The 25,818-nt window shown below is 59.8% G+C and carries 22 protein-coding genes; 9 read left to right on the forward strand and 13 right to left on the reverse strand.

The genetic code is table 11. The features are described from left to right. The first annotated feature begins 253 nt into the window (after positions 1-253). Positions 254-466: a hypothetical protein gene (locus tag JNM42_RS15870; protein WP_294272330.1), complete on the forward strand. Its 213-nt coding sequence runs from the start codon at positions 254-256 to the stop codon at positions 464-466. 159 nt (positions 467-625) lie between these two features. Here JNM42_RS15870 and JNM42_RS15875 read toward each other — a convergent pair whose 3' ends face one another. The 3 genes from JNM42_RS15875 to JNM42_RS15885 all read right to left on the reverse strand — a co-directional run bounded on the left by JNM42_RS15875 (position 626) and on the right by JNM42_RS15885 (position 3,255). Continuing rightward, a complete protein-coding gene (locus JNM42_RS15875) occupies positions 626-1,435 on the reverse strand; it encodes a hypothetical protein (RefSeq protein WP_294272333.1) in 810 nt (269 codons plus the stop codon). A gap of 75 nt (positions 1,436-1,510) precedes the next feature. Continuing rightward, entirely contained in the window at positions 1,511-1,882 is a 372-nt protein-coding gene (locus JNM42_RS15880) for a hypothetical protein (RefSeq protein ID WP_294272336.1), read from the reverse strand. Then, positions 1,879-3,255: a C13 family peptidase gene (locus JNM42_RS15885; RefSeq protein WP_294272339.1), complete on the reverse strand. Its 1,377-nt coding sequence runs from the start codon at positions 3,253-3,255 to the stop codon at positions 1,879-1,881. Before JNM42_RS15885 ends, JNM42_RS15880 begins: the two co-directional genes overlap by 4 nt. 429 nt (positions 3,256-3,684) lie before the next feature. Between JNM42_RS15885 and JNM42_RS15890 the strand changes: the two genes are divergently transcribed. Next, the gene (locus JNM42_RS15890; protein WP_294272342.1) at positions 3,685-4,368 is read left to right on the forward strand and encodes a helix-turn-helix transcriptional regulator; all 684 of its coding nucleotides are present in this window, start codon (positions 3,685-3,687) and stop codon (positions 4,366-4,368) included. A gap of 39 nt (positions 4,369-4,407) precedes the next feature. Here JNM42_RS15890 and JNM42_RS15895 read toward each other — a convergent pair whose 3' ends face one another. From JNM42_RS15895 to JNM42_RS15915, 5 genes are all read right to left on the reverse strand, one after another. Continuing rightward, complete coding sequence (locus JNM42_RS15895; protein ID WP_294272345.1) at positions 4,408-4,860, reverse strand: hypothetical protein; 453 nt, start codon at positions 4,858-4,860, stop codon at positions 4,408-4,410. Between the two features lie 15 nt (positions 4,861-4,875). Then, entirely contained in the window at positions 4,876-6,726 is a 1,851-nt protein-coding gene (locus JNM42_RS15900) for an SPASM domain-containing protein (protein WP_294272353.1), read from the reverse strand. Between the two features lie 10 nt (positions 6,727-6,736). Next, on the reverse strand, positions 6,737-7,195 hold the full coding sequence (locus JNM42_RS15905) for a hypothetical protein (protein ID WP_294272356.1): 459 nt from the start codon (positions 7,193-7,195) through the stop codon (positions 6,737-6,739). 187 nt (positions 7,196-7,382) lie between these two features. After that, on the reverse strand, positions 7,383-8,738 hold the full coding sequence (locus tag JNM42_RS15910; protein WP_294272358.1) for a fused MFS/spermidine synthase: 1,356 nt from the start codon (positions 8,736-8,738) through the stop codon (positions 7,383-7,385). 184 nt (positions 8,739-8,922) lie between these two features. Further along, on the reverse strand, positions 8,923-10,332 hold the full coding sequence (locus JNM42_RS15915; RefSeq protein ID WP_294272361.1) for a tail fiber protein: 1,410 nt from the start codon (positions 10,330-10,332) through the stop codon (positions 8,923-8,925). A 300-nt stretch (positions 10,333-10,632) separates the two neighbouring features. On the opposite strand from JNM42_RS15915, the gene JNM42_RS15920 reads away from it, so the two are divergent. Both JNM42_RS15920 and ydiK read left to right on the forward strand, forming a co-directional pair. Next, complete coding sequence (locus tag JNM42_RS15920; RefSeq protein WP_294272363.1) at positions 10,633-11,526, forward strand: ion transporter; 894 nt, start codon at positions 10,633-10,635, stop codon at positions 11,524-11,526. 138 nt (positions 11,527-11,664) lie between these two features. Continuing rightward, positions 11,665-12,732 (forward strand): AI-2E family transporter YdiK, encoded by a 1,068-nt coding sequence (gene ydiK / locus JNM42_RS15925; protein ID WP_294272366.1) that lies wholly within the window; start codon positions 11,665-11,667, stop codon positions 12,730-12,732. Positions 12,733-12,785: 53 nt separating this feature from the next. Here ydiK and JNM42_RS15930 read toward each other — a convergent pair whose 3' ends face one another. The 4 genes from JNM42_RS15930 to JNM42_RS15945 form a co-directional block, all read right to left on the reverse strand. Next, positions 12,786-13,868 carry a sulfate ABC transporter ATP-binding protein gene (locus tag JNM42_RS15930; protein WP_294272370.1) on the reverse strand — a complete coding sequence of 361 codons (1,083 nt, stop codon included), beginning with the start codon at positions 13,866-13,868 and terminating at the stop codon, positions 12,786-12,788. A 73-nt stretch (positions 13,869-13,941) separates the two neighbouring features. Further along, positions 13,942-14,826: a sulfate ABC transporter permease subunit CysW gene (cysW, locus tag JNM42_RS15935; protein WP_294272373.1), complete on the reverse strand. Its 885-nt coding sequence runs from the start codon at positions 14,824-14,826 to the stop codon at positions 13,942-13,944. After that, positions 14,823-15,671 (reverse strand): sulfate ABC transporter permease subunit CysT, encoded by an 849-nt coding sequence (cysT, locus tag JNM42_RS15940; RefSeq protein WP_294272377.1) that lies wholly within the window; start codon positions 15,669-15,671, stop codon positions 14,823-14,825. Before cysT ends, cysW begins: the two co-directional genes overlap by 4 nt. Before the next feature lie 178 nt (positions 15,672-15,849). Then, positions 15,850-16,860, reverse strand: a complete 1,011-nt coding sequence (locus tag JNM42_RS15945; protein WP_294272380.1) for a sulfate ABC transporter substrate-binding protein — start codon at positions 16,858-16,860, stop codon at positions 15,850-15,852. 215 nt (positions 16,861-17,075) lie between these two features. Here JNM42_RS15945 and JNM42_RS15950 point away from each other — a divergent pair, with 215 nt between their 5' ends. The 5 genes from JNM42_RS15950 to JNM42_RS15970 all read left to right on the forward strand — a co-directional run bounded on the left by JNM42_RS15950 (position 17,076) and on the right by JNM42_RS15970 (position 25,058). Beyond that, positions 17,076-18,428: a serine/threonine-protein kinase gene (locus JNM42_RS15950; protein ID WP_294272383.1), complete on the forward strand. Its 1,353-nt coding sequence runs from the start codon at positions 17,076-17,078 to the stop codon at positions 18,426-18,428. A gap of 22 nt (positions 18,429-18,450) precedes the next feature. Beyond that, entirely contained in the window at positions 18,451-19,440 is a 990-nt protein-coding gene (locus JNM42_RS15955; protein ID WP_294272385.1) for a TIGR01212 family radical SAM protein, read from the forward strand. A 156-nt stretch (positions 19,441-19,596) separates the two neighbouring features. Then, a complete protein-coding gene (locus JNM42_RS15960) occupies positions 19,597-20,478 on the forward strand; it encodes an FHA domain-containing protein (protein ID WP_294272390.1) in 882 nt (293 codons plus the stop codon). Between the two features lie 114 nt (positions 20,479-20,592). After that, a complete protein-coding gene (locus JNM42_RS15965; RefSeq protein ID WP_294272393.1) occupies positions 20,593-22,542 on the forward strand; it encodes a DNA topoisomerase IV subunit B in 1,950 nt (649 codons plus the stop codon). A 155-nt stretch (positions 22,543-22,697) separates the two neighbouring features. After that, positions 22,698-25,058, forward strand: a complete 2,361-nt coding sequence (locus tag JNM42_RS15970; protein ID WP_294272396.1) for a DNA topoisomerase IV subunit A — start codon at positions 22,698-22,700, stop codon at positions 25,056-25,058. A 133-nt stretch (positions 25,059-25,191) separates the two neighbouring features. On the opposite strand, the gene JNM42_RS15975 is transcribed toward JNM42_RS15970, so the two are convergent. Next, the coding region (locus JNM42_RS15975) for an IS630 family transposase (RefSeq protein ID WP_294272399.1) at positions 25,192-25,818 on the reverse strand (627 nt) is incomplete at its 5' end.

A 25,818-nucleotide genomic window follows, 5' to 3' on the forward strand; every position in this document is an offset into this window, starting at 1 on the left:
GAATGATAGATGACAAGCAGAATTATATCCCTTGATTTTTCTTTATGTGGGATATTCACGGAGATCACTTTTCCTGGCCAAGGAACCTCCAATTAACGAAATATTTCTACTCCGGCATGACACTCTGACAGCAAAGGGATCGAAATACGGCTTTCAACGCTCGTTGGCCTTACTATCGAATCGGCACGAACGATCAAGCTACGCTCTTCCTTTTAAGACGCATGTTATCGAGTAAATTTACTCATTATAACGAGTGAAATTACACGATAAGTTCCGCCCCCAACTCGCTCTGCTCTCCAGCCGTCTGGCAGACCCGCGCCGCTTTCTGCAAATCCTGGCCGGGCATCGGCAGGTTAGCAATACCACGACGCTGGCCCGGCAGGCTATCGAACGCATTGACGGGCAGTCCCATTACGCCAGCACCGATCTGCCAGCCGCACCGGATGCCCGTTGGATCAAGCCGTAATGGCGGCTGGCAAGATTGATGGCCGCAGAATGAACCTCACCACGCACGGCCCTGCTCGTTCTCGATAAGGTGTAAAAAGTACCGCGCTGGTCGAAGGGGTAAAAATGCTTTGGGAAGCAGCAGCTTTAAGCCAAAGACATCGGGTTCGGTGAAACAACTTCAATTCGCGTAACCCAGCCCGGCCAGTACGGGAATCCACCGCTGATCGATTATCTGTTTGAAACCTTGCCTGGTCGGGTGTAATTCGTTATCCCAGTCCGTCTTGTAGTCCGCCGAGACCAAGCAGGCGCGTGAATCGATCAAATGAACCTTGTTTGCCGAGTCGGCAAAAGTAAGGAATTCATCATGCAGCCGATCCATCAACGTCTTGCAGATAGCCTTGCGCAAGGCCATGTCATTGGGTACGCGACATTCGTCCATGGCTTGCGCGAGCCATGGCCCGGTTACCTTGAGTGAGACAAGCGAGAAGCCGCGACCGTCCGGCACAGGATAGTCGTAGCAATGCAGAAATATGTCGGGCTGCAATCCGTCTTTGTCGAATGCCCGCCTGATGTGGAATATCAGCGCCTGAATGGCCGTCCCTACCTTGCCGAGAAAAGCGTCCATCCCGCTTTCATCGATACACTGCTCGGGCCCGTTGGCTGCCGAGCAGTTCTTGAACAAGCCGAGACGATAGTCCACCGCGTCGTTGCCGGCGCCGCTGATGAGAACGGCCGAGTAGTACTTCCGGTTTATCGGCCGCAGTTCGTGCGCGAATTGTTTGGCGTACTTGCCGAAAACGTACTGCTCCAGTTTTGCCCCGTTGTACCCGAGCATCTGGATATTCCTGAAGGGATACTTGAGCCTCGGGTGCTCCGCAAGCGCTTGCAGGATGTTGTTCTTCGGATACCAGAACCAGGAATCGCCAATTGCCAGCAGCGATGCGAATTCGCCCGGGATCCAATCCTCTTTTGGTTGATAGATGTGCATTTTGCAAACTCCGTAGCCGATACTGGCTGTTAATTATTGTACAGGGCACAGGGTAGTCCGAGCCCACCGGGTCGATCACACGGGTCCGGCACGTGATGAAATGCCAGCGACCGCCCATTCCGGCGCGAGCCCCCCCCGCCACAACAAGCGAAAATCCGACGCTCCCGCCTTCAAGAACGGTGGCATTTGCGCCGGCAGTTCAATGACCTCCTCGCCATCCAGACGTATCGAAAAATAGGAGCAAGCATGCCCCCAGTTGGCCTTGGGTTCAAGGTCGACAAAGGCAACATGCCCATCCCACGGCAGATCGATGATCACATCGGCTACATGCAAGTATTCACCGGCGCGTTTCGGCTTGTGATCCAGGTAGACGATCGCACGCTCCAGTCGCTCAGTACCCAGACTGTTGCGGATCTTGCCCAGGATGCGTTGTTCCAGATCGTTCAACGTCCCATTACTTTCTTTGTGGCGGCAGTTAATGCTTCTTTCAGTTCAATTTCCTGCTTGGCCGATTGCCCGCCGAGCTTGTCTTCGATTTCCCTCAAACTTGGCAACAGCTTGTCATGTACCATTTCGTAGAACTCCGGTATCGGCTTGCGCAGGTAGTAAGGGTACAGAAGCTCGACCAGCAAGCGGCAATAGATTGGCCAGATGTACCAGTAGCGCTGACCCAGATGGAAGTTGCCCGCGGCTACCGAAGATTCGCTGTAGACCGGTGTGTCATAGGGATCCTTCACGGCATCGGCATAGTTGTGAGCCTCCCTGGCCGAGACTTTGCCTGTTCCATCGGTGTCGGGGTTCGATGCCAGAGCACCGCCATACGGTGTACTGCCGGTCATGGCGGCGATCCAGTCACGGGCGAAGGGGTCGAAGTGGGCACCGCCGATGGAGTTCCTCAATTCCTCGCAAGCGGACGAGACGCTGGTGTAGGTCGCGGGGGAATTCGCCAGTATTGGAGAATTGAATCCGCCAGAATGGCATTGCTCCATCATCACCATCAGGCAGTTGAATTTTGGCAAGGTGGCCAGTTTGCTGGCGAATTCCGAAGCGAGGTAATCCGCGCCGCTGTAGGTGCACAGGTAGGACTCGGTGCCGTTGTGGCCGCCGTGGTTGTTGGTGTGGATCAGCAGCAAGTCATCGGCCTTCAGTTTGGCCTTGATGGTGTCAAGGACTGAATCCAGACCGGCCTTGGTCCCCTGACCATTGATCGGGATGCGATAGGCCGTGCTGTCACCGGGCCAGCTTGTCACTGGTTTCGGGTTGCCGCTGTAGTTCACGCTGCCATCGTAGTTGACCACATAGATGTTTGCCGCCGGGAAGCCGTAGATGTCTCGCAATGTCCGGTAAAGGAACTCGAGATCGTTGGTGTGGCGGTTGTTGGAGGCTCCGGAAAACAGCACCGCATAACGCTGACCTTTCGTCCAGCGGATCGGGCAGCGCAGACGCGGCAGGACGGGATAGTACAGCTCGGCATCCAGGATACGAACGGGTTGGTGAAATGCCTGAAAAGTCCTGGGTGCTTCACCTGTCATGTACGGTGGGAACTGCGCCTTGACTTCGCGATAGAACTCACCGGTCTTGGCATCGTGCAGCAGGTAGCGACAAGGGTGAGCCCAGTTGTATTGCGGCGCATCGTCGGCGAAAACCATCACGGTGTCGCGTTCGATCGGAATGCGTTGCTTGTAAGCAAGAAGCTTGTCTCCCTTTACAAGAACGCTGGATTCTACATGGAGGTTTGTGCTGCGCGCGGCCCGCCAGGAAAGTCCGCTGACAACCCCGGACTTGACAGTTCCAAGTATGGTTCGTGATACGCTCGGCATGACTATCTCCTTTTAGCTCTGGTTACTCGGGTAGGGGTGACTCGTTCCTGACGAAAGCTCATCCGGGAACACAACTCGGGTGGCGCATTCAGGCACTTTTAAGCAGCCTAGCGCATGACATATACTGAACGCATCATTCAAATGAATGATTTTCAACGATAGCAATAAAATGCCGGGGCGTGGGTGTCTAGCAAGCCTGATGAACTTGATCGCTTGGCCGTGCAGCCATTCCAGGGGGAAATAACCCCCGAGAGGCTGTCGAACTTGCTTGCCTCGCTGGCGGCATGCTTGCAGCCGCCGGTGGGCGCCGGAGCGACAGTGGCTGACAGCCACACCGGGGAATCCGCCCACCTGCCCTCGTATTGCCCGCTCAACAAGTGTGGCGATCTCCATAACGCCCCATGCCGCAGGTTGTACCGGGGACATGGATTGCCGGCTGCAACCGAAGAACAGCCTGATTTGCGTCGGCTGATAGACCTGTTTGTGCATTGCCGGGCACTGCGCGAGTTCGCGGATCTCGCCGCCAGTTGGACCCATACCAGCCATGTGGCGGCAATCATCGTGACGCCGAGCGCTCGCGTTGTCGATTGTGACTACCGCGGCGAGTCATTTCTCAAAGCCGCCAATGTCCTGCGCATGCTTGGTGGGCAGCTTTGTTGTACCGAGGTGAGTAATCAGCCGAACTTCAATTCAGCACTCAAGAAAGCGGCTGATACCGGGCGAACCATGAACATTCTCCTGCACGATCCGGAAAACATGGACAAGCGATTTAGCCTGACGCTGACTCGCTTGGAACTGCGATCCGCGCTCGCAAATGGCGATGAATCGACAAAAGCTCGGAATGTCTTGTGTCTGGTTGCTCCGCTCGACGGAAGGCGGATCGCGACGGCGCGGCAACTGATGGACCTGTTCGGCCTCTCCAGAGCCGAAGCGCGTCTCGCCCGCGCGCTTTGCCATGGTGACTCGGTCAAAGAATATGCACGGGATCAGGGTTTGCTGCTGCCCACGGTACGCACCCAGCTCAGCTCGATTTTGCACAAGACAGGCACCGAGCGGCAGGCTACGCTAGTAAGGCTAGTCGCGGGCATTCCCGTCGTGCGTGATTCTGCCTGACTACCCCGTCTGATTCATCATCCAATCCATCGCCCTGCCCTACCCGTTGTTGTTGTTGTTATTATTATTGTTATTGTTATTGTTATTGTTGTTATTGCTGCTGCGCCGATCGTCCTTCTTCCGCGTAGCCGCCTCGGCAGCGGCGACGCCGGGCATCGTCAGCACCAGGCCGGCGACGCCGAGCATGACCAGCTTGCCGCTGCCCAGAAACTCCTCGCCGTCGATCACCGACAGTTTGCTGCCGTCGCACCAGAGGGCTCTGGCCTGGGTGACTTCGGGTACGGCAAAGCTCTTCAGCACCTTGCCGCCGCTGTAGCAGTCAACACTCGACTTGCGGTAGATCGCGCAGTCGCCTTTCCTGTGCGCTGCGCCGGCCAGCCAGCGCACCAGCCATTCTTCGATGGCGGTGCGCGCCGGGCCGTCGTCGAGGCGCAGCGCGTTGAGAAAACATTCGACGGTGTAGGCGGTGCGTTGCAGTTCTGGTGCATTCACGGCAAGGCTCCCGGCTCAAGGAAGATAGTTGAATTCGAAATTCTGGAAAGGCAGATTGATCGCCTGGATATGATAGAAGGCGTTGTTCTTCTGCTTCTGGTAATGGTACTCGCGAAGGTGCAGCGTGGTGAAGAGAAGGTTGTTGAGCACGCCCTTGCGGTAGTGTTCGCGGTGCAGCTCAATGATGCCGGACAGATCGGCCATCAGGTAATCGGCACCCAGGCGCGTGCTCTCCTGCAGGCAGTTGACGAAGATCTGGTAGGTAAATATATGCTCCTGCTTGGTGCGCTGTTCGTCGCCATAAACTACCGGCGTATCGCGCAGCATCTGCAGGTACAGCGTATTGCGCAGGAACTCCGGACAGTTGGCGTCGAACAGGCTGCGCTGGACATGAACGACGATGCGCTCGCCCGGCGCCATCGTGTACCAGGTCGCCCGCTCCTTGAGCAACTGCGAGGTCAGCGGCACCCGTTCGTCGCCCACCTCAAGGATGAAGGCCTGCTCGCTGTACAGCGCCTGCAACACGGGGTCGGTGTCAATCATCGCCTGCAGGGTGTTCCGGTCCTCGGCCAGATCGTTGGGCAGCCGGATCGCTGACGGCCTGATCGGCACCGGTGCCTGGGCGAAAGCCAGGCTCGGGTGCATGTCGATCATGTACTGCCGCGCCGCCTGGCGCTGCGCGTCGGGAGAAGCGGCGGGAAAGGAAAGCGGGTTGTCGGCGTATATGGCTTTCTGCAAGTCGCAGGTGTAGGAACGCCCGCTGGCGTTCTGGTGCTTGACCACCGGGCAGCCGGTGTGACACAGCGCGAGGCGATCGCAGCGCTGGCAGTTGGCGTCGAAGCCGTAGGCCTGATGCATGCGCTCGATCTTGCGTGCGCCATTGGCGAGTATGTCGACGATACGATCCTCGAAGATATTCCCGTAGCGGAATTCCTCGATGCCCTGACCGCGCACGCAGGAATACACCGAGCCATCGCTTTGCAGCAGGTAGAAGCGCTCGCCGCAGTTGAAGGCGTTGGTGCAATAACTCGGCTTGAACTCGTCGAACCAGTTGCGGCGCAGCCCCTCGTCCAGCTCGGTGCCGGTGAATTCGTCCTTGAGCGCACGGTACAGGGCCAACTGCTGCGCCGGTGTTGCCGGAGCAAGCACGGCATCGCCCTTGCTGGCGCGATTGAACACCGAGGCAAAGGCAAACATCAGGTTGAACTGGTTCATGTCGAAGCCGAGTTCGCGGTGGATGAACCAGATATCGTCGATGATCGCCTGAATGTCCTCGACATGATCAGCGCAGAGCGTCGCGGAAATTTTCCTGGCGTGCGGATAACCGGCCAGCAGGCGGATGTTCTCGTGCGTGCGGGCCAGCCACTCGTGGCCGCCGCGCGTCGTGCGGTAGCGCGCGTGCAGCGCCAGCGGCAGGTCGATGCTGGCACTGATAGAGACCTTGTGGCGCTCGAACAAGGCGTAGAACGGTGCGAATCGGTACAGATTGGTCTTGATGTGCGGCGCCGATTTCCGGTGGCCGAGCGCGTTGATCGCGTCGAAATTTTCGCTGTAGTGCGCGCGGATCAGCGTGAACAGCTCATCGAGAACGGCTTCCGGCAGCGTCGTGACTTCGCCGCCGTGCAGCGAGACGTTGAAGGCCAGCACACCGGCCGCGCGCAGTTCCTTCAGCGCGTGACGCAGCGTCGAAACGGCACGCCCGGCATCGACTTTCAGCGCCGCCTGCGTCGTCTGCTCGCCAAGATAGCAATAGGCGCAGTCGAGATTGCAGCCCAGCGTCGGCACGTAGAGGAGGTGGATATTTCGCGTGTAGCCAGGATCGCTAGCGGGCTTCGTATCCGGCTGCGTCTGAGACGTGGAATCCATGCGCTGTCGTTCAGGTGACGGCCGCGGCCAGCGCAGGCGAAGCGCGGCGTACCTTGTCGACGATTTTGGCCGACACCTTGTTGAACTTGGCCGCCTGGTTCGCCGCGATCTTGTTGGCCTTGCGCGCACTGGTCGGGAACTTCGCGCGCTCAATCAGCAGCGTCTTGCCGCTCGCCGTTTGCAGGCTCAGCGAACCTGCCGCTTCGGAAAGTTTAAGTTGCGTCACGTTGGCGTAATAGACGATCTCTTCGCCACAGATCAGGTAACGCGGGCCAACGCAAAGTGTCCTGTCGCCGCCAAAGTAGGCAAACAGCGGAACGATGCAGGCCAGCAACCCGGCCGGGAAAGCCAGGATGGACAGGGCCAGCGCGAGAATCAGGCTGACGACAAAAAAGACCTTGCGCTTGCCGCTGAAGCTGGCGCGGCCGCCATGCTTGTATTTGAAAACTGCAAGTTGGGGTTGATCCATGCGCTTCTCCCGTTTTGTCTCTCCACTGGGGCGAACAGAAGTATCGCCCGTCTAGAAACAGGAATCAATCGCCCGACCGACGCCGCCAGCCACGCGCAGAGCCGGAAACTGGCGGCAACGCCTTCCCGATGGCCTGATTCATGAGACCGTGATCCTCTGTGCGGCATCGCTCGCTACGCTGAGGGAATCAATGCGAACGCAGCCGATCGAAATCCACCGCATTGCGTTCGTCGACGTAGAGGCTCGTTGCCTGGGGCGGATTGCTGTTGTGGCATATTACGATGACATTGCTCAGCGGCTGCGTCCGATGCAGCACTTCGACGGCGCAGCGGCCATAAATACTCTCGATGGTCGCCAGCAGATTGCGCGCGTAGGGGGTTTCGAGCCGGGAATCGAGAATCAGGTTGGCGATCATCACGCCTTCCGCCGTCAGCACGCGGCGCGTGCCCTGCCAGAACTCGCGGGTCACCAGGTGGCCGGGGATCGAGCTGTGCGCGCTGTAGACGTCGACAACCACCGCGTCGAAGCGCCGCTCGCTACTGGCGACGAAATGCCGGGCATCGTCGACGATGAATTCGCCGAGCGCAGCCTCGCCCAGGAATTTTTCTTCGGCGATACGCCGGATCGCCGGGTCGATGTCGACGTAGGTGTAGTGGTTGTCCGGCTCGCGGTGCGAGAGGGTGAAACCACCGGCGCCGAGCACCAGTATCCGGCGCTCGCGGAAGGCGAGGTCCTCAAGCAGGATACGCCGGATATGGTGCACATAACGTGTGTAATGGCGCGGCTCACCTTCATCGATTAGCGAGGCCAGCGAATTGTTGTTTTTGAAAGCGCGCGGGTTGATCGCGCCCTTGATGTCGACCGGGGTAACGGTGTAGCTGGCGTAGGCCGTTTCGATCTCCGGTCGCGGCCAGGCCGAACACACGAGGGTCAGCGCAATGACGGCCAGTGAAGCGAGTGCTGTTCGCCCGTTGCGGGTGCCGAGCAGTGCGGCGCCGACGAGCAGCAGCAAGGCGCAGAGGGCGACCGCCGCCGAGACGCCGAGCCACTGCATGATCAGCAACGAGAGCAGCAGCGAACTGAGGAAGGAGCCGAGCGTCGAGTAGTACAGCGCATAACCGCTGGCCTCGCCGGTGCGCCGGTGCTGCATCAGGTTGGTCAGGATCGGCACCGTCTGCCCCATCAGCCAGGCCAGCGGACAAAGCACGGCAGCCATGAAAACGAGATAGGCGAGCAGGGGCGGGCCGATTGCCGCAAAGATCAGATCGACGGTGACCCCGGCCAGCCCGGCCCCGGTGAGTGCAGCGGCGATCAGGAAATTTCGGGCGACGAGGGCCAGATAGTTGTCGGCCACCTTCGCTCCGGTGTGGTAGCCGAGCGCCAGCGCCAGCAGGAAAAATCCGATCGTCGGCGCCGTGACGACAATCGAGCTGCCCATATGCGGAATGATCTGACGCAGCGCGATGACTTCGGCGCCGAGCGAAGCGAAGCCTTCGATAAAGACGACGGCAAACAGCAGCGGGCGGGAGAGCAGGTTGGGCACTCGATTTTCCAGGCGGTGGCAGCCGGCACTATAACCGAATGCCCGGTAGCCGGGACGATGCACCGTGCGAGTTGGTCATCGTTAAACAGCACCAATATCACGTAGGTCGGGTTAGTAACCCTACAACTCCCTGGCCAGTAAAAACGGGAACCGAAGTTCCCGATGTTTACTTTATTGAGTTTATTCAGGCCTGACCTTTCCTGCGTCGTGCCATAACGCCCAGCAGACCCAGGCCCGCCAGCAGCATCGCGTAGCTTTCGGGTTCAGGCACCGGCGCGGTATGAACGTGGGCCACCAGTTGCGACACGTTCAGGGTGATGCTTTCCTGCCCGCTCAAACTGCCCAGCAGCGCGTAATTCGTTCCGACGCCGGCGATGGTGCGACCGCGCAGGTCCGGCAAAGCGAAAGTTTCCTGTCCGTCGCCGCCGTAGGTCGTACCGATCAGGGTGAACAGGGTTTCATATTCGGAAATCGGCAGCAGACGACCGTCGGCAAAGGACCAATTACCTTCCGGCGAATAGTTGCCGGCAAAGGCAACCACTTCTCCGATCACCGTCTCTCCTGGCAAGGCACGGCCCTGGCTGGGAAAAATTCCCTGGGTCGCGATCAGGTAGCTCATGGCCAGTGACGGCTGCATCGTATCGAAAGGCTGACTGCTTCCGGCAGGTGCCGTCATGGCTGGCCCTGGCGGCAGACTGTGAACGTGGGCGGGGATCTGGTTTTGCGTCAGTGTGATCTGCTCAAAGCCCGCCTGCTCTCCAATCACCCGATCCGTCAGCCCTGCGCCCTGACCGGTGCCGATGATGGTTCGCCCGCGCAGATCCGGCAGCGCGAAGGTACTCCTGCCATCACCGCCGTATTGCGTGCCAAGGATGGAAAACAGGGCGGTGTTCTGGCTGATCAGCAACAGACGTCCGTCGGCAGGCAGGTAGCCGCCGGGAGTAAAATTTCCTGCGAAGGAACGGATCTCGCCAAGGAATTCCTGACCGCCGGTGCCACCGCCACGCGATGGATAGACACCTTGGGTAACGATGACGTAGTTCATGGCCAGGGAAGGCTGCATGTTGTCAATAGCCTGGCTGCCGCCACTGCTGCCAGTAAATCCAGACGCCGGCAACGCATGGACATGCGTTGGCATCTGGGACGGGCTCATGCTCGTGCTGGCCGCTCCGAGCTTCTCTCCGAGATCCCTGTTGGTCAGGCCGGGCCCCTGACCCATGCCGATGGTAATTCGGCCGGCAAGATCGGGCAATGCGAAGTTTGTCCTGCCGTCACCACCGTAAGTGGTTCCCAGAATGGAAAACAAGGCCTGGTTCTGTTGGATGGACCGTAAATGCCCTGCCGCCGGTGACTGCACATCCTGGCTCCAGGCAACGGTGCGCATCATTCCCATCACCGCTTCACCGGACCCACCCCCGTCGCGAGAAGGATAAATACCCACGGGCTGTATAAGCTGGTTCAGGCCCAGTGTCGGCTGTGTGTTTTCAAAGGCGAGACCACCGCCGGCAACTCCGGTGAAGGTATCGGCCTGGGCCGCCAGAGGCAGCAGGCAACAACTCCCCAGCACCAGGACTTTTCCGATCAAGTGCTTCATGGCTTGCTCCTCGAATTGACTTTTGTTAAGGGCACTGCGTCGAGCGATCACCTGACAGCGATCATTGTCCGATTAGAGTGCATAAGTGCTAACGAACGCAATAGTCCGTTTGTACTATAAGGCGCTTTGTTCAGGCCAGGGCCAGCGCACACGCCAGTCAGAGTTGATTCCCTCATCCGGCGGCGACCTGTCCTGATCAGCCGCAACAAACTGCCAGCCAGCAAGTGCAGCATCGGATGCGGCGTGGGATAGAATTAACCTCTCCTGCGACTTCATCACACTCTGCCCGGATCCTGCTCGATGGCCACTCTGCTGACCGAACCGACACCGCGCCACGAACCCGACCGTTTCGGCCGCCCCGACGCGGGGTGGCGACTGCGCCTGTACATCATCATTTTCGAGGCGGACACCCGTGCCGGGCGCGCTTTCGACCTGACACTCCTGGCATTCATTCTGATCAGTGTCACTGTCGTCATGCTCGACAGCGTCGAAGCCATCAGTACCCGCTGGGGAGATCTGCTGACGGTTCTCGAATGGTTTTTCACCGTCATCTTCAGCATCGAGTACATCCTGCGACTGCTGTGCGTACGCAAACCGAAACGCTATGCGCGCAGCCTGTTCGGCGTGATCGACCTGCTCGCCATACTACCGACCTACCTGGCCCTGTTTATCCCCGGCCTGCACTCGTTGATCGATGTCCGTGTGCTGCGCATGCTGCGCATTTTCCGTATCCTGAAACTGGGTGAATATGTCAGGGAGTTTTCCGAACTGGGCAACGCCATCCTGGCCACCCGGCGCAAGATTGCCGTTTTTCTGTCCTTTGTCCTGATTGTCGTGGTGGTGATGGGCACCCTGATGTACGTCGTCGAAGGCCCGGAAAACGGCTTCACCAGCGTCCCCGTTTCAGTGTATTGGGCGATCAGCACGCTGACCACGGTGGGCTTTGGCGACATCACCCCGAAAACTGATCTCGGGCGTCTGATCGCCTCGATGATGATGCTGATGGGCTGGGGAACACTGGCGGTACCGACCGGCATCGTCAGCGCAGAATTTGCCGTACGACGCATTAATCCTGAAATAACTACCCGCACCTGCCACGAATGCCTGAGCGAAGGCCATCCATCACTGGCGAAATTCTGCGCTGACTGCGGTGCGAAACTACCCCCGTATCAACTCGATGCGGGCGAGAACTGAAGGCCAGGTATGCTTTCCATGCGGCCGGTCAGTGCTTGTCGGTAGCCACACCCTTGTAATCCTGCAACCCGAGCGGAACGTGATTCGAACCTTGCCTTCCGGTAAAATGCGATTTCAATTTTCTCAGCGAGACCCGAAATGGCCGAAATTCAACGTGATTTGACCCGTACCACGCTGGCGATTCTCTGCATACTGCTGATGATCGCCGCTTCACTTTGGGTCCTGCGTCCGTTCCTGGCGGCTACGGTGTGGGCCACCATGGTCGTGGTCGCCACCTGGCCGATGCTCAAGTCGCTGGAGCAGCGCTTCGGCGGTCGGCGCGCACAGGCCGTTACGATAATGACGCTGGCCATGTTGCTGCTGCTGGTCGTTCCCCTCTGGCTGGCGATCGATACCATTGTCGATCACGCCGGGGACATTGCCAATCTGGTCAAAAGGTTCACCACCTCAGGCCTGCCACAACCGCCCGAGTGGGTAGCGACTTTGCCGCTGATTGGCAGCAAACTGAACGCTTTCTGGGTGCAACTGGCTGACTCCGGTCCTCAGGGTCTGCTGGTGCGGGCCCAGCCCTACGCAGCCGAATCCGGCAAGTGGGTTCTTGCGCAGGCCGGTGGCCTGGGTTTCATGCTAATCCAGTTTCTGCTGATCGTGGTCATTTCGGCCATCCTCTACGCCAGCGGTGACAAGGCGGCGTCGAGTGTCAGACGTTTTGGCCGTCGGCTGGCTGGCGATCGCGGCGAGAATTCGATCATCCTGGCCGGACAGGCGATCCGTGGCGTGGCCCTGGGGGTGGGGGTCACGGCGATCATTCAGACGGTGCTCGGGGGCATCGGTCTGGCCATTGCCGGCGTGCCCTTTGCTGCGCTGCTCTCGGCGGTAATGCTCATGCTGTGCATCGCGCAGGTGGGGCCCGGGCTGATCCTCTTTCCGGCCGTCGGCTGGATGTTCTGGATGGGTGACACCGGGTGGGGAATTTTTCTTCTGGTATGGAGCCTGATCGTCGTCACCATGGACAATTTCGTGCGCCCGATGCTGATCAAAAAGGGCGCCGATCTGCCGCTGCTGCTGATTTTTTCAGGCGTCATCGGCGGCATGCTGGGTTTCGGGCTGATCGGCATTTTTGTCGGCCCGGTGGTACTCGCCGTGACCTACACCCTGCTCGAAGCCTGGATTGAGGACGCGCTCGGCAAGGCGGGCGCCGACTGAAAAGCTGATGGGGGTGCTGCGGTGGGCGTCGCCTGCGTCACAGGCCGGCGCACTCAGATCCCCGATCCGCCCTCCTCCAGTGCCGTTTCGGCAACCTTGAAAACCTTGACCTGGCGCGGCTTGAGCCAGACACACTGACCCTTGACCAGATTCAGGACCGTGGCACGTTCGCGTGTCAGTTCCACCTCGATCAGCTCGGAGGCATGCGCCAGTTCGACGCGTACCAGCGGGCCGATGGCGTGCACATCCTGCACCATGGCCTCAAGGCCACCCGCGACCTGAACGTGTTCGATGTCGATATCGTGCGGGCGAACGAAGGCCATGGCCTGGCCTTCCGGCGCGGTATTATCCATCTTATCCACCCCATCCCGCCCGACATCGGCCCAGTTGCCGTGCACCCGGCTGTGGAATACATTGACGTTGCCGAGAAACTGATAGACGAAGGGCGACGCCGGATTGGAATAGACTTCGTCGGGCGTGCCGATCTGTTCGATGCGACCGTGGTTCATGACCACCACGCGATCGGCCACTTCCAGCGCCTCTTCCTGATCGTGCGTGACGAAGACGCTGGAGATGTGCATCTCGTCGTGCAGACGGCGCAGCCAGCGGCGCAATTCCTTGCGCACCTTGGTGTCGAGCGCACCGAAGGGCTCGTCGAGCAGCAGCACCTTGGGCTCGACGGCGAGCGCCCGCGCCAGTGCGATGCGCTGACGCTGCCCGCCGGAAAGCTGCGAAGGGTAGCGCTCGGCCAGCCAGTCGAGCTGGACGAGCTTGAGCAGATCCATCACCCTGCGCCGAATCTCGGCCTCGGACGGGCGCTCGGTTTTCGCCTTGACGCGCAGACCGAAAGCGACGTTCTCGAACACCGTCATGTGCCTGAACAGCGCGTAGTGCTGGAAAACGAAACCGACCTTGCGTTCGCGAGCGTGCAGGTGCGTGGCTTCGGCGCCGGCGAATTTGACATTGCCGGAATCCGCCGACTCCATGCCGGCAATGATGCGCAGCAGCGTCGTCTTGCCGCAGCCGGAGGGCCCCAGCAGCGCGACCAGTTCGCCGGTCGGGATGTGCAGGTCGATGTTGTCGAGCGCGACAAAGTTACCGAAACGCTTGCCGACACCGCAGATTTCTATGCTCATGGTTTAATTCAGTGAGGGGTTGAGAGTGAGGAGTGAGGAGTCAGGGCGGGGGTGGCAGAAAGTGAATTTCTCCTCACTCCTTGCTCCTCACCGCTTCCGCAGGAAGCACCGTATCGAGCGTTTCCGTTTCCCTGCGCATCTGCCACTCGACCAGCGTCTTGGCGACGAGGGTGACGAGGGCCAACAGTGCCAGCACCGAGGCCGAAGCGAAGGCGCCGACGGCGTTGTATTCGTTGTAGAGGATCTCGACGTGCAGCGGCAGCGTATTGGTTTCGCCGCGGATATGGCCGGAAACCACCGACACCGCGCCGAACTCGCCCATTGCCCGCGCATTGGCCAGGATGACGCCGTAGAGCAGCCCCCACTTGATATTGGGCAGCGTGACGCGCCAGAACATATTCCAGCCTGTCGCCCCGAGCGATATGGCGGCCTCTTCTTCTTCCCTGCCCTGGGCCTGCATGAGCGGAATCAGCTCGCGGGCGACGAAGGGGAAGGTAATGAACAGGGTGACGATGACCATCCCCGGCAAAGCAAAAACGATCTTGACATCGTGCGCGGAAAGCCATGGCCCAAAGATCCCCTGGGCGCCGAATATCAACAGGAAGACCAGCCCGACGACGACCGGCGAGACGGCAAAAGGCAGGTCGATCAGGGTAATCAGCAGGCTCTTGCCGCGAAACTCGAATTTGGCGATGGCCCACGCCGCGGCGACGCCGACCATGACATTAAAGGGCATGACGAAGAGCGCGATGAACAGGGTCAGCCCGACGGCGTGCAGCGTTTCGGGTTCCTTCAGCGCCTGCAGGTAGGCCGACCAGCCGCCAGCAAGGGCTTCATAAAAGACGGCCAGCAAGGGCAGGGCCAGAAAGAAGAAGAGGAAGGCGAGGCCGATCCCGGTCAGCGTCCAGCGCAACCAGCGCGGTTCGGCTGTGGCCATGCGCAGAGACGGCGCACTCATTGACTCGCCCGCTCCGGGCCCTGATGGTCGCCTTGATGGCGGTTGGCCGCCCACCACTGGATGGCATTGACGCCGAGCAGCAGCAGGAAGGAAATCGCAAGCATGACGCAAGCCAGTGCCGTTGCGCCGACCACGTCGTACTGTTCGAGCTTGGAAATGATCAGCAGCGGCGTGATTTCCGAAATCAGCGGCATGTTGCCGGCGATGAAGATGACCGATCCGTACTCGCCGATGGCACGCGAGAAGGCCAGCGTAAAACCGGTCAGCAGCGCCGGAAAAATCGCCGGAAAAAGCACGCGGGTAAAGGTGTGCAGCCGCGAAGCCCCGAGCGACGCCGCAGCCTCCTCGATTTCCGGCTCGATGTCCTCGATCACCGGCTGCAGGGTACGCACTACAAAGGGCAGGCTGATGAAGGTCAGCGCGACGACAATGCCGAGCGGGGTGAACGCCACCTTGAGGCCGAGCGGTTCGAGATGGCGCCCGATCCAGCCGTTGCCGGCATACAGGGTTGCCAGCGTAATGCCGGCGACCGCCGTCGGCAGGGCAAAAGGGAGGTCCACCAGGGAATCGACCAGACGCTTTCCGGGAAAGGGATAGCGCACCAGCATCCAGGCTACGATCAGGCCGAACAAGGCGTTGATCAAGGCCGCCAGCAGCGAGGCGCCGAAGGTCACGCGATACGAAGCCAGTGCGCGCTCTCCGCTGGCAATGTCCCAGAACTGGGTCAGGCTGAGCGAACTCGACTTGAACACCAGCCCGGAAAGCGGCAACAGAATGAGCAGTGAAAGATAGACCAGCGTGACGCCGAGCGAGAGGCCGAAGCCGGGGAGGACGCGTTTATTCATGTTTTCTTGTGCGTGACTTGCTGCTTCTCAGAGCGCAGATCGTAGTGGATCGTAGGTCGGGTCAGGCCTTCAGGCCGTAACCCGACCTTTCAGGCCTGACCCTTTGCGTTGTCTTTGCAACTTTGCGCCTTTGCGCCTTTGCGGTGAACGTTTGGGGTTTCAATGCAATCTCGCAGAGTCACTTGCTCTGATAAATCTGGTCAAACGTTCCACCGTCCTTGAAATGCGCCGGAAAGGCCTTGGGCCAGCCGCCAAACACTTCATCGACGGTAAACGTCCTGATCGCCGGGAACTGAGCGGCATACTTCCTGAGCAGTTCAGGATCGCGCGGACGCAGGTAATTTTGCGCCGCGTTCTCCTGACCTTCCTTCGACCACAGGTAGTCGAGATAGGCCTGCGCCTGCTTGCGCGTTCCCTTCTTGTCGACCACTTTTTCAACAAGGGCGACCGGGAACTCGGTCAGAATCGACAGCGAGGGATAAACCACGTCGAATTCGCCCTTGCCGAATTCCTTGGCGATCAGTTCGGCCTCGCTCTCGAAGGAGACGAGCACATCACCGAGCTTGCGTTGCATGAAGCTCGTCGTCGCGTCGCGGCCACCGGAGGCGAACAACGGTGCGTTCTTCAGCAGCTTGCCGACGAACTCCTGCGCTGCCTTGTCATTGGCGCCCGGTTGCTTGAGCGCATAGCCCCACGCCGCGAGGTAGGAATAACGGCCATTGCCGGTGTTCTTCGGATGCGGCAGGATGACCTGTACGCCGGGCTTGACCAGATCCGGCCAATCCATCAGGGCCTTGGGGTTGCCCTTGCGCACGATGAAAACCATCGTCGAAGTGTAGGGCGAAGCGTTGTTCGGAAATTTTTTGGCGTAATCCTTTACGACCAGACCCTTTTCGACCAGGAAGTCGATATCCGAGGCCTGGTTCATCGTGACCACGTCAGCCTCCAGCCCGTCAGCCACGGCGCGCACCTGCTTGCTTGAGCCGGCGTGCGACTGTTTGAGCTCGATCGACTCACCCGTCGTCGTCTTCCAGTGTTTCTGGAATATGGGGTTGTAGTCCTTGTAAAAGTCACGGGAAACATCGTAGGACACGTTGAGCAGGCTGCTTTCGGCGTAGGCCGGCAAAGCCGCAGTAAGCGCAGTCGCCGCAACAAGGGCAAGAAACAGTTTGCGAATCGGACGGACCATCGGTATCTCCTTGAAGTGGTAACAGCGGGTTATACCTTGCAGCCCGCATTGCCCCCAGCGGGAACGGTACTACTATAAGCAAGCGTTCATAGAACATCAAAGTCTGTTTGTTTATTTGTTTATTCCAATAATGAATAAACAGCCAGGGGCTACGCAAGCGCCCGGCAAGCGACTAACATGACGACAGTCAATCGATTTCCCGTTTGTTCAACGCCATGACCGACACCAGCCCGAATACCCAACTCCCCGCCGGTCTCAGCCAGCGCTACGAAATCCGTGGCGAGCTTGGATGCGGCGCCACCGGAACCGTCTATCTCGCCTGGGACACCTTTGCCCAGCGTGAGGTGGCGCTGAAGGTGGCTCACGCCCAGATCTTCAATGACGACCCGGACCAGATGCTCGTGCGCAAAGCCTGGCTGAATGAAGTGCACATGGCGGGCAGCCTGCATCACCCCTATATCGTCGAGATATACGACGCCGGCTTTGGTGACAACAGTGCCTACCTGGTCATGGAATACCTGGCGCACGGCACGCTGGAACCCTTTACCCGACCCGACAACCTCAAGCCGGTTTCTGAAGTCCTGGACATTGCCTATAAGTGCGCCAGCGCGCTTGACTATGCCTGCCGCGCCGGGATTGTTCATCGCGATGTCAAACCGGCCAACCTGCAACTGGTCGGTCCCGGCGAGGCCAAGGTCTGTGATTTCGGAGCCGCCTACTGGTCGCAAGGCAAAACCGATGCGACGCAGGTAATGGACATCGGCTCGCTGGCCTACATGGCACCCGAACTCTTTCGCATGTGGGTCACGCCGCAGGCGGACATTTACGCGCTGGGTGTCGTCCTGCACCAACTGCTGACCGGAAAGCGGCCCTTCGATGCGCCCGATCAGGCTTCGTTGATGTACAAGATTTTGAACGGCGAAAGGGAACCGCTTACGAGTTTCCGACCCGACCTGCCAGAAAACCTCAACATCCTGCTCGACAAAATGCTCGCCCGCAGCCTGGAAGACCGTTTTGCCAACTGGCCCTCGGTACTCTCGGCGCTATCGACTCACAGTACCAAGGCACTGCAAGCAAAATCGTCCGCAGCAGAACGCCCCGCCGAAGCGGAACTCTATGACCAGCTTCGCCAATTGCCGTTGCTCTCCACGCTCAACGATGCACAACTCTGGGAACTGCTGCGCATTTCGCACTGGCGCAAGATCCCGGCCGGTACGGTGCTGATGCGCGAAGGTGACAACGCGATTTCGTGCTATCTGCTGCTCAAAGGTGAAGCCAAGGTACTTCAGAAAGGCAAGCTGATCGCCCTGCTTGAAGCAGGAACGCTGTTCGGCGAACTTGCCTTCGCCGAAGAAACTCCCTCTCTACGTGCTGCTACGGTAGCTACCTCCAGCAACGGGACCATCGGCAAGTGGCCCTACTCAAAGCTGAATTCTGCTTCACCTGGTCTACAATCGAAAATGCTGAAAATCTTTTTCCGTCTTGCCACCGAGCGCCTCAAGCAATCCGACGAACGCTACCTTCGACTATACCGGCACTATGCTCAAACCGAAGAAGCCGGCTCCTGAGTTTCAAGCCGGCCACGCCACCATGAGCAGTCTTTCCGAAAGCATGGCCCGCTTCAATGGTCGTCGTTACCATGTCTATAACGACTGGGTGAAGAACGCGTACGGTGGGCGTTTGCAAAAGGTCTCAGTCGATGCCGGATTTACCTGCCCCAACCGCGACGGCTCGCTCGGCGTCGGAGGCTGCACTTACTGTAACAACGAGGGTTTCTCGCCCAGTTATCTGCGCCAACAGCGCGACCTCGTCGCCCAGATCGACACCGGCATCGAATTCATGCGCCGCCGCTATCCGAGAAGCAGGGGCTTCCTCGCTTACTTCCAGAGCTATTCCAACACGTACGACGATCTGGACAAGTTGAAAGAATGCTACGGTATTGCGCTCGCGCACCCGGACATATCCGGCATCGTCATCGGCACACGCCCCGATTGCCTGCCCGAAGAAACCCTCGACTATCTGGCCGAGCTCTCAACGCACACGCTGGTAGAACTGGAAATCGGCATTGAGTCCTGCAACGACGAGGTGCTGCGTGAATGTCTGCGCGGACATGACTTCGCCTGCACCCAGGAGGCTATCCGGCGCGCCGCCAGGCGCGGCCTGTTCATTACCGGGCATCTGCTGCTCGGTCTGCCCCTGGAAACGCATGACAGCCTGATTGACGGCGCCAGGGCGCTTTCCGGATTACCTCTCGATGCACTGAAGTTCCACCAGTTGCAGATCGTACGTGGCACCCGGCTCGCCAATCAGTATCGCGCCGCACCCGCGTGTCTTTCGCTGCTCGACCCGGAATGCTACCTGGACCGCGTGATCGATATGCTCGAACACCTTCCGCCGAACATCAAGATTCAGCGACTGGGCAGCGAAGTTCCCCCCGATGTTCTCGTCTCACCCGATTGGGGTATGCGCCTCTCGAAGTTCCCGGCGCACCTTGAGGCGCGCCTGCAAGCGCGCAACACCTGGCAGGGGAGACTTTTCGCGGACACGCCGCAAGCAAGCAATTCCCCAACCAGTGGTTGATTCCGCATTCTTCAAATTTGACCGGCGGGCAGCCTGCAAAAATTAAATAAATACGCATTCAACATGTATCATGTTTCCATCACATCTTTTTTATTAGCGATATAATCGGAACTGATCTGTCGTTTTCTCAACATTGAGCGCATTAGAACTTTCGCCATGAACAAAGCACGCAGTAAATATCTGGTCCATGCCGAGCTAATGGTCACAGGACCCGCTTCTGCACAGTTTGATGACGCCAAATCCGGCTTTCCGGTAGCGCGCCGCATGAATCGAATAGAGCGAGTCGTTGCCACCTACCGCGGTCGGATAGATCAATTGTTCTCCAATGGCCTGCTCATTAGCTTCGATACGGCCGACGCTGCCGTACTTGGCGCTCGTGAAATGCAGCATCGTTGCGCCGGGTTGCCGCAGATATCAGGATACAGGCTGGCTTTGCGCATCGGGATCCAACAGTGTCTCGTCCGGCAAAGGTTGAAAGATGAAACCGACAATTCCCGGGAAATCGTATCGCTTCTGGCCTTTGTCGATGACGGTATCGTAGCCTCGGATTTCGTTGTCTCCACCCTAAACCCCGATCTGCGCGTACTTACCTCCCCACTGGAAAACCCCCCTGTCGAGTTGGTAGCTCACAAGGTCGATTGGCATTGCGAGATCCCGTCAAGCGCCTATGGTGGAGAATCCTTCTGGCCCGCCAGCCAGGATGCTCACCATATTGGCCCGTATCTGCTTCTGCATCAAGGCCTTAAAACAATTGAATTGACCCAGAGCAATCCTGTGGCTACTATCGGCCGCAACCCGTCAAACGACCTGGTTACGATGGGTATTCACGTCTCCCGCCAACATTGCCGTATTGAAAGACAGGCGGATTGCATTCTGTTGACCGACACGAGCACCAATGGCACCTGTGTCATGACAGATGAAGGCATTGAGTTTCTGGTCAAGCAGGACTCCTTTTATCTCAAAGGTAAAGGCCTGCTGTTCTTCGGGAGACTTTGCAATGGCGAACGGCGCGGCGGCGTCAGATTCGAAGCGTACTGAAGTAGTCATCCAGCAAGGAAACATCGCTACCTGAATATGAAAGGGCCGGTTTCACGCTGGCCTTTGCTTTTCCGGCCTGGCCCCGGAAACACGCACGCTGGAGAATCCCGCGCAATGAGCTACACCGCAGAATCCATTTCCGTTCTCAAGGGACTGGAACCCGTTCGCCATCGTCCCGGCATGTACACGCGCACCGACTGCCCGCTGCACATCATCCAGGAAGCCATCGACAACGCGGCTGACGAAGCGCTCGGCGGCTACTGCAAGCACATTCTGGTGACCCTGCATGCAGACAATTCGGTGTCGATCCAGGATGACGGGCGCGGTATCCCGGTCGAGATGCACCCGGTCGAGAAGGTGCCGACGGTCGAGGTGGTATTCACCCAGTTGCACGCCGGTGCCAAATTCGACAAGGCCGATGGCCGCTCGGCTTACCGATTTTCGGGCGGCCTGCACGGCGTCGGCGTATCGGTCACCAACGCCCTGTCCACCCGCCTAGAGGTCGAGGTCACACGCGACGGCGGACGCCATCAGATTGCCTTCTCCGGCGGCACCGTGATCGAAGCATTGCAGCGCCTCGGCGATGCGCCCAAAAAGGCCAGCGGTACCCGCGTCAGGGCCTGGCCGGACGCGCAGTTCTTTGATACGGCGAGCATCCCCGCCAGCGAACTCGAACGCCTGTTGCGCAGCAAGGCGGTGCTGCTGCCCGGCCTTGAAATCTCGCTGACCATCGAGAACGGTACGACAACGAGCTGGTGCTTTGCCAACGGCATGCAGCAATACCTGGCCGAACAGATCGACGGCGAACTGACGGCGCCCATCTTCACCGCCGAGAATTACGCCCAGGCCGGCGACGAGAACTTTCCGCTCGGCTCCGGCGCCGCCTGGGCACTGTGCTGGAGTGCCGAGGGTAATCTGGCGCGCGAATCCTACGTCAACCTGATTCCCACGCCAGCCGGCGGCACGCACGAAACCGGGCTGCGTCAGGCCGCTTTCGACGCCGTCAGGAGTTTTGCCGAACACCGTGCGCTGCTGCCCAAGGGTGTCAAGCTGGCGGCCGAGGACGTGTTCTCGCGCGCCAGTTACGTGCTCGCCGCGCGCGTGCTCGATCCTTCGTTCCAGGGGCAGACCAAGGAGCGTCTGAACTCGCGCGACGCCGTGGCGCTGGTCTCGCGCATGGTGCGCGACCCGCTCGAACTGTGGCTCAACGAACACCCGGACGCTGCCAAAAAGATCGCCGAGTTGGCCATCCGCGCCGCGCAGGCGCGTTCGCGCGCCGGGCAGAAGGTCGAGAAGCGCAAGCAGTCGGGTGTCGCCATCCTGCCCGGCAAGCTCTCGGATTGCCAGAGCGAGGACATCCGGCGCAACGAGATTTTCCTGGTCGAGGGCGACTCGGCCGGCGGCTCGGCCAAGTCCGGTCGCGACAAGGAGTTGCAGGCCATCCTGCCGCTACGCGGCAAGGTGCTCAACACCTGGGAAGTCGACGCCGGCAGCCTGTTTGCCAACCGCGAGGTGCACGACATCGCCGTCGCGCTCGGCATCGACCCGCACCCCGCGCAGGCACCGGCCAGCGTGCTCGACAACCTGCGCTACGGCAAGGTGGTGATCATGACCGACGCCGATGTGGATGGCAGCCACATCCGTGTCCTGCTGTGCACGCTGTTCTACCGTCACTTCCCCCGGCTGATCGAACTTGGCCACCTTTATTTTGCACAACCGCCGCTCTACCGTCTGGATGTTCCGGGGCACGGCAAGAACCGCCCGCCGCGCAAGCTTTATGCGCTAGACAACGCCGAACGCGAAGCAATGATCGACCGCCTGCGCCTGGAAGGCGTCAAACCCGATGCCATCGCCATTTCGCGCTTCAAGGGCCTCGGTGAAATGAATCCCGAGCAGCTCTGGGAAACCACCATGTCGCCCGACACGCGCCGCCTGATGCGCATCCGCCAGCCCGGCGCCGACGACGCCACTCCGGTGATGAACATGCTGATGGCCAAAAACGAGTCGGCCGGACGGCGCGCGTGGATGGAAGCCAACGGCGCTCTGATCGGGGCGGAGATTTGACGTGACACGCTCTGGTCATTTAGCACTTTTAAACCCCCCCAGCCCCCCTTCTCAGGGGGGAGCCGTGTATCGGTGCACAACGGTTTTCTCCTCCCCTGAGAAGGGGAGGTCGGGAGGGATTGAACGACGCACATTCATCCCTTCTCAGGATCACTATGCCCGGCACACCTGACCTGTTCGACGAGCTGCCGCCAGCCGACGCGCCGCCACCGTCGCCACCCGCGGCCTTGCCTGAAACGCCCGAAGACGACGAGGACGAAAGCATCCTGCTGCACGATTCGGCGGCGCGCGATTATCTCGAATACGCGATTGCCGTGGTCAAGGGCCGTGCCCTGCCCGACGTCAAGGACGGGCAGAAACCGGTGCAGCGTCGCGTGCTCTTTGCCATGCGCGAGCTCGGCCTGCTGGCCGGCGCCAAGCCGGTGAAGTCGGCGCGTGTCGTCGGCGACGTGATCGGCAAATACCACCCGCATGGCGACACGTCGGCTTATGACGCCATGGTGCGTGTCGCCCAGCCTTTCTCGCTGCGCTACCCGCTGGTTGACGGTCAGGGCAACTTCGGCTCGCGCGACGGCGACAATGCCGCCGCCATGCGTTACACCGAGGCACGCCTGGCGCCGATTGCCGAACTGCTGCTCGGCGAGCTCGGCGAAGGCACCGTCGACTTCCAGCCGAACTACGACGGCTCGTTCGAGGAGCCAGCCTTTCTGCCCGCACGCCTGCCCTTCTCGCTGCTCAACGGCGCGTCGGGAATCGCTGTCGGCATGGCCACCGAAATGCCTTCGCACAACCTGCGCGAGGTTGCGGCAGCGGCCATCCACAAGCTACAGAATCCGGCGGCCGGTGTCGCCGAACTGATGCAGCACATCCCCGGCCCGGATTATCCCGGTGGCGGCCAGATCATTTCTTCCGCCGCCGAAATCGCCAGCGCCTACGGCACGGGTCGCGGCAGCCTGCGCGTGCGCGCCCGCTACGAGTTCGAGGAAATGGCGCGTGGTGCCTGGCAACTGGTGATCCGGGAGCTGCCGCCCGGCGTTTCCTCGGCCCGCGTGCTTTCCGAAATCGGCGCGCTGATGAACCCTCAGCCGAAACCGGGCAAAAAATCGATCGAACAATCGGCCGCGCAGTTGAAGACCCTGTTCGCCTCGCAGCTTGAGCGCGCGCGCGACGAATCGGGCAAGGACGACGACATCCGCCTCGTCTTCGAACCGTGCAGCTCACGTCTCGAGCGAGACGAGTTTGTCGCCCTGCTGCTCGCCCACACCAGCCTTGAGAGCACGGCGCCGATCAATCTGGTGGCCGTCGGCATCGATGGCCGTCCGTGCCAGAAGACGCTGGCCGATCTGGTCGGCGAGTGGTGCCAGTACCGCGTGCAGACGGTTCGCCGACGCACCGATTTCCGCCTGACCAAGGCCAGTGAGCGCATCCACATCCTCGAAGGCCGGCACATCGTCTTTCTGAATATCGATGCGGTGATCCGCGTCATTCGCGAGTCCGACGAACCCAAGCCGGCGCTGATTGAACGTTTCAAGCTTTCCGAGCGGCAGGCCGAAGACATCCTCGAAATCCGCCTGCGCCAACTGGCGCGGCTCGAAGGCATCAAGATCGAGCAGGAGCTTGAGAAACTGCGCGGCGAGCGGGAAGACCTACGCAAGCTGCTCGGCAACGAGGCGCTGCTGCGCAAGCTGGTGGTGCGCGAGATCAAGGCCGACGCCGGCAAGCACGGCGACGAGCGGCGCACCCTGATCCAGCCGGCCAGCATGGCCTCGCGTTCTGAGGTAGCGACGGTGGCCGACGAGCCGGTAACGCTGATCGTCTCCGACAAAGGCTGGGCACGCGTCCGCCAGGGGCATGGGCTCGATCTTTCCGGTGTGCTGTTCAAGGACGGCGACGGCCCCGGGAGCACCCATGAATGCCGCTCGGTCGATTCACTTGTCATCATTTCCAGCGAAGGCCGCGCCTTCACCGTGCCGATTGCCAGCCTGCCCGACGGGCGCGGCATGGGCGCGCCGCTGCCCTCCTTCATCGAAATCGGCACCGGCAGGGTCGCTCACGTGCTCACCGGCAAGCCGGAAGATGAACTGCTGTTCGCCAAGACCTCAGGCTACGGCTTCATCTGCACATTCGCCGACCTGCTCTCGCGCCAGAAGGCCGGCAAGTCCTTCCTGGCCATGGAAGACGATGCCGGCATCCTGCCACCCGTGCGCGTGGCCGGCACCGATCACGTGGCGGCGCTGTCAGCAGATGGCCGCCTGCTGGTCTTCCCGCTCGACCAGATGAAGCGCCTTTCCGGCGGCAAGGGCGTACAGATCATCGGCCTCCGGGGCAAGGAGTCGCTCAAGGCCGTGATCGCCGCCAGGGGGTCGGTGGTCAGCATCAAGGGCACTTTCCGCAACAAGCCCAAAACCCTGCTCTCGGAGGAAAAACACCTTGGCCAACGCGCCCGGCGCGGCGCGGCAGCGGGGCTGATCAACAAACCGACGCTTGAGAGCTTGCCGGAAAACAGCAAGGCATGACCAGTCAAATCAAATGCTTCCCCACCAGTTCATCAAGGAGCAGCAGATTGGCATCATGACCTTCTTGATGAAACGTGTTGTCAGGATGGCAAGATTTTTTCGATGTCTTTCAATCACTCGCTTCCGGCTAATTCTAATGCGCGTTCATATTGAGACTAACAATCCACGGCCAAGCAGAGATACTGCGCACAGACTCCGTATTTGCAGCGAGTTTCGGCAGGCCGGATTCGAGTTGGCGAGTGACTCCAGCCAAATCTGCAAACACCCGGTTGGGGAATTCTTTTTCGCGCAGTTCGTCCCAAATATGCTCTTGTGGGTTGAGTTCCGGCGCATAGGGCGGCAAACGGAGCAGGCGCACATTTTCCGGTACTGCCAATTCCTTGCTCACATGGGAACTCGCCCCATCCACCACCATGATGATGAAGTCCTCACTGTGTGCCTCACTCACCTGGCTGAGGAATACGCTCATGTGCGATGTGTTCATCTGCCGACAGATCATCCAATCCAGGTCGCCTTGCAGCGGACTGACCGCACCATACACATAGACAAATTCGCGTTCATAGCCGTTATTGACGACTGGACGCTCGGGTACCATGGCCCAGCATTTGCGAATTCGCACCATGCGCCCAAAACGCGCCTCGTCCTGAAACATCAGACGTATGCGCCGGCCCTTCACAACGTCGGGTTTGGCGATGGTCGCCAAATTTTCGGGCAGTTTTTTTTCCAGTCTTCCTGTGCTTTCGCATCGCTTTTGGGATGC

Source organism: Propionivibrio sp., from assembly GCF_016790145.1.
Taxonomy (GTDB): Bacteria; Pseudomonadota; Gammaproteobacteria; order Burkholderiales; family Rhodocyclaceae; genus Propionivibrio.

Excerpts from the sequence above, each read along its gene's own strand:
- cysW (WP_294272373.1), bottom strand. The coding sequence starts at position 14,826 with ATGAGTGCGCCGTCTCTGCGCATGGCCACAGCCGAACCGCGCTGGTTG.
- cysT (WP_294272377.1), bottom strand. The coding sequence starts at position 15,671 with ATGAATAAACGCGTCCTCCCCGGCTTCGGCCTCTCGCTCGGCGTCACG.
- JNM42_RS15905 (WP_294272356.1), bottom strand. The coding sequence starts at position 7,195 with ATGGATCAACCCCAACTTGCAGTTTTCAAATACAAGCATGGCGGCCGC.
- JNM42_RS15885 (WP_294272339.1), bottom strand. The coding sequence starts at position 3,255 with ATGCCGAGCGTATCACGAACCATACTTGGAACTGTCAAGTCCGGGGTT.
- JNM42_RS15900 (WP_294272353.1), bottom strand. The coding sequence starts at position 6,726 with ATGGATTCCACGTCTCAGACGCAGCCGGATACGAAGCCCGCTAGCGAT.
- JNM42_RS15915 (WP_294272361.1), bottom strand. The coding sequence starts at position 10,332 with ATGAAGCACTTGATCGGAAAAGTCCTGGTGCTGGGGAGTTGTTGCCTG.
- JNM42_RS15930 (WP_294272370.1), bottom strand. The coding sequence starts at position 13,868 with ATGAGCATAGAAATCTGCGGTGTCGGCAAGCGTTTCGGTAACTTTGTC.
- JNM42_RS15965 (WP_294272393.1), top strand. The coding sequence starts at position 20,593 with ATGAGCTACACCGCAGAATCCATTTCCGTTCTCAAGGGACTGGAACCC.
- ydiK (WP_294272366.1), top strand. The coding sequence starts at position 11,665 with ATGGCCGAAATTCAACGTGATTTGACCCGTACCACGCTGGCGATTCTC.
- JNM42_RS15875 (WP_294272333.1), bottom strand. The coding sequence starts at position 1,435 with ATGCACATCTATCAACCAAAAGAGGATTGGATCCCGGGCGAATTCGCA.
- JNM42_RS15960 (WP_294272390.1), top strand. The coding sequence starts at position 19,597 with ATGAACAAAGCACGCAGTAAATATCTGGTCCATGCCGAGCTAATGGTC.
- JNM42_RS15970 (WP_294272396.1), top strand. The coding sequence starts at position 22,698 with ATGCCCGGCACACCTGACCTGTTCGACGAGCTGCCGCCAGCCGACGCG.
- JNM42_RS15950 (WP_294272383.1), top strand. The coding sequence starts at position 17,076 with ATGACCGACACCAGCCCGAATACCCAACTCCCCGCCGGTCTCAGCCAG.
- JNM42_RS15955 (WP_294272385.1), top strand. The coding sequence starts at position 18,451 with ATGAGCAGTCTTTCCGAAAGCATGGCCCGCTTCAATGGTCGTCGTTAC.
- JNM42_RS15920 (WP_294272363.1), top strand. The coding sequence starts at position 10,633 with ATGGCCACTCTGCTGACCGAACCGACACCGCGCCACGAACCCGACCGT.
- JNM42_RS15945 (WP_294272380.1), bottom strand. The coding sequence starts at position 16,860 with ATGGTCCGTCCGATTCGCAAACTGTTTCTTGCCCTTGTTGCGGCGACT.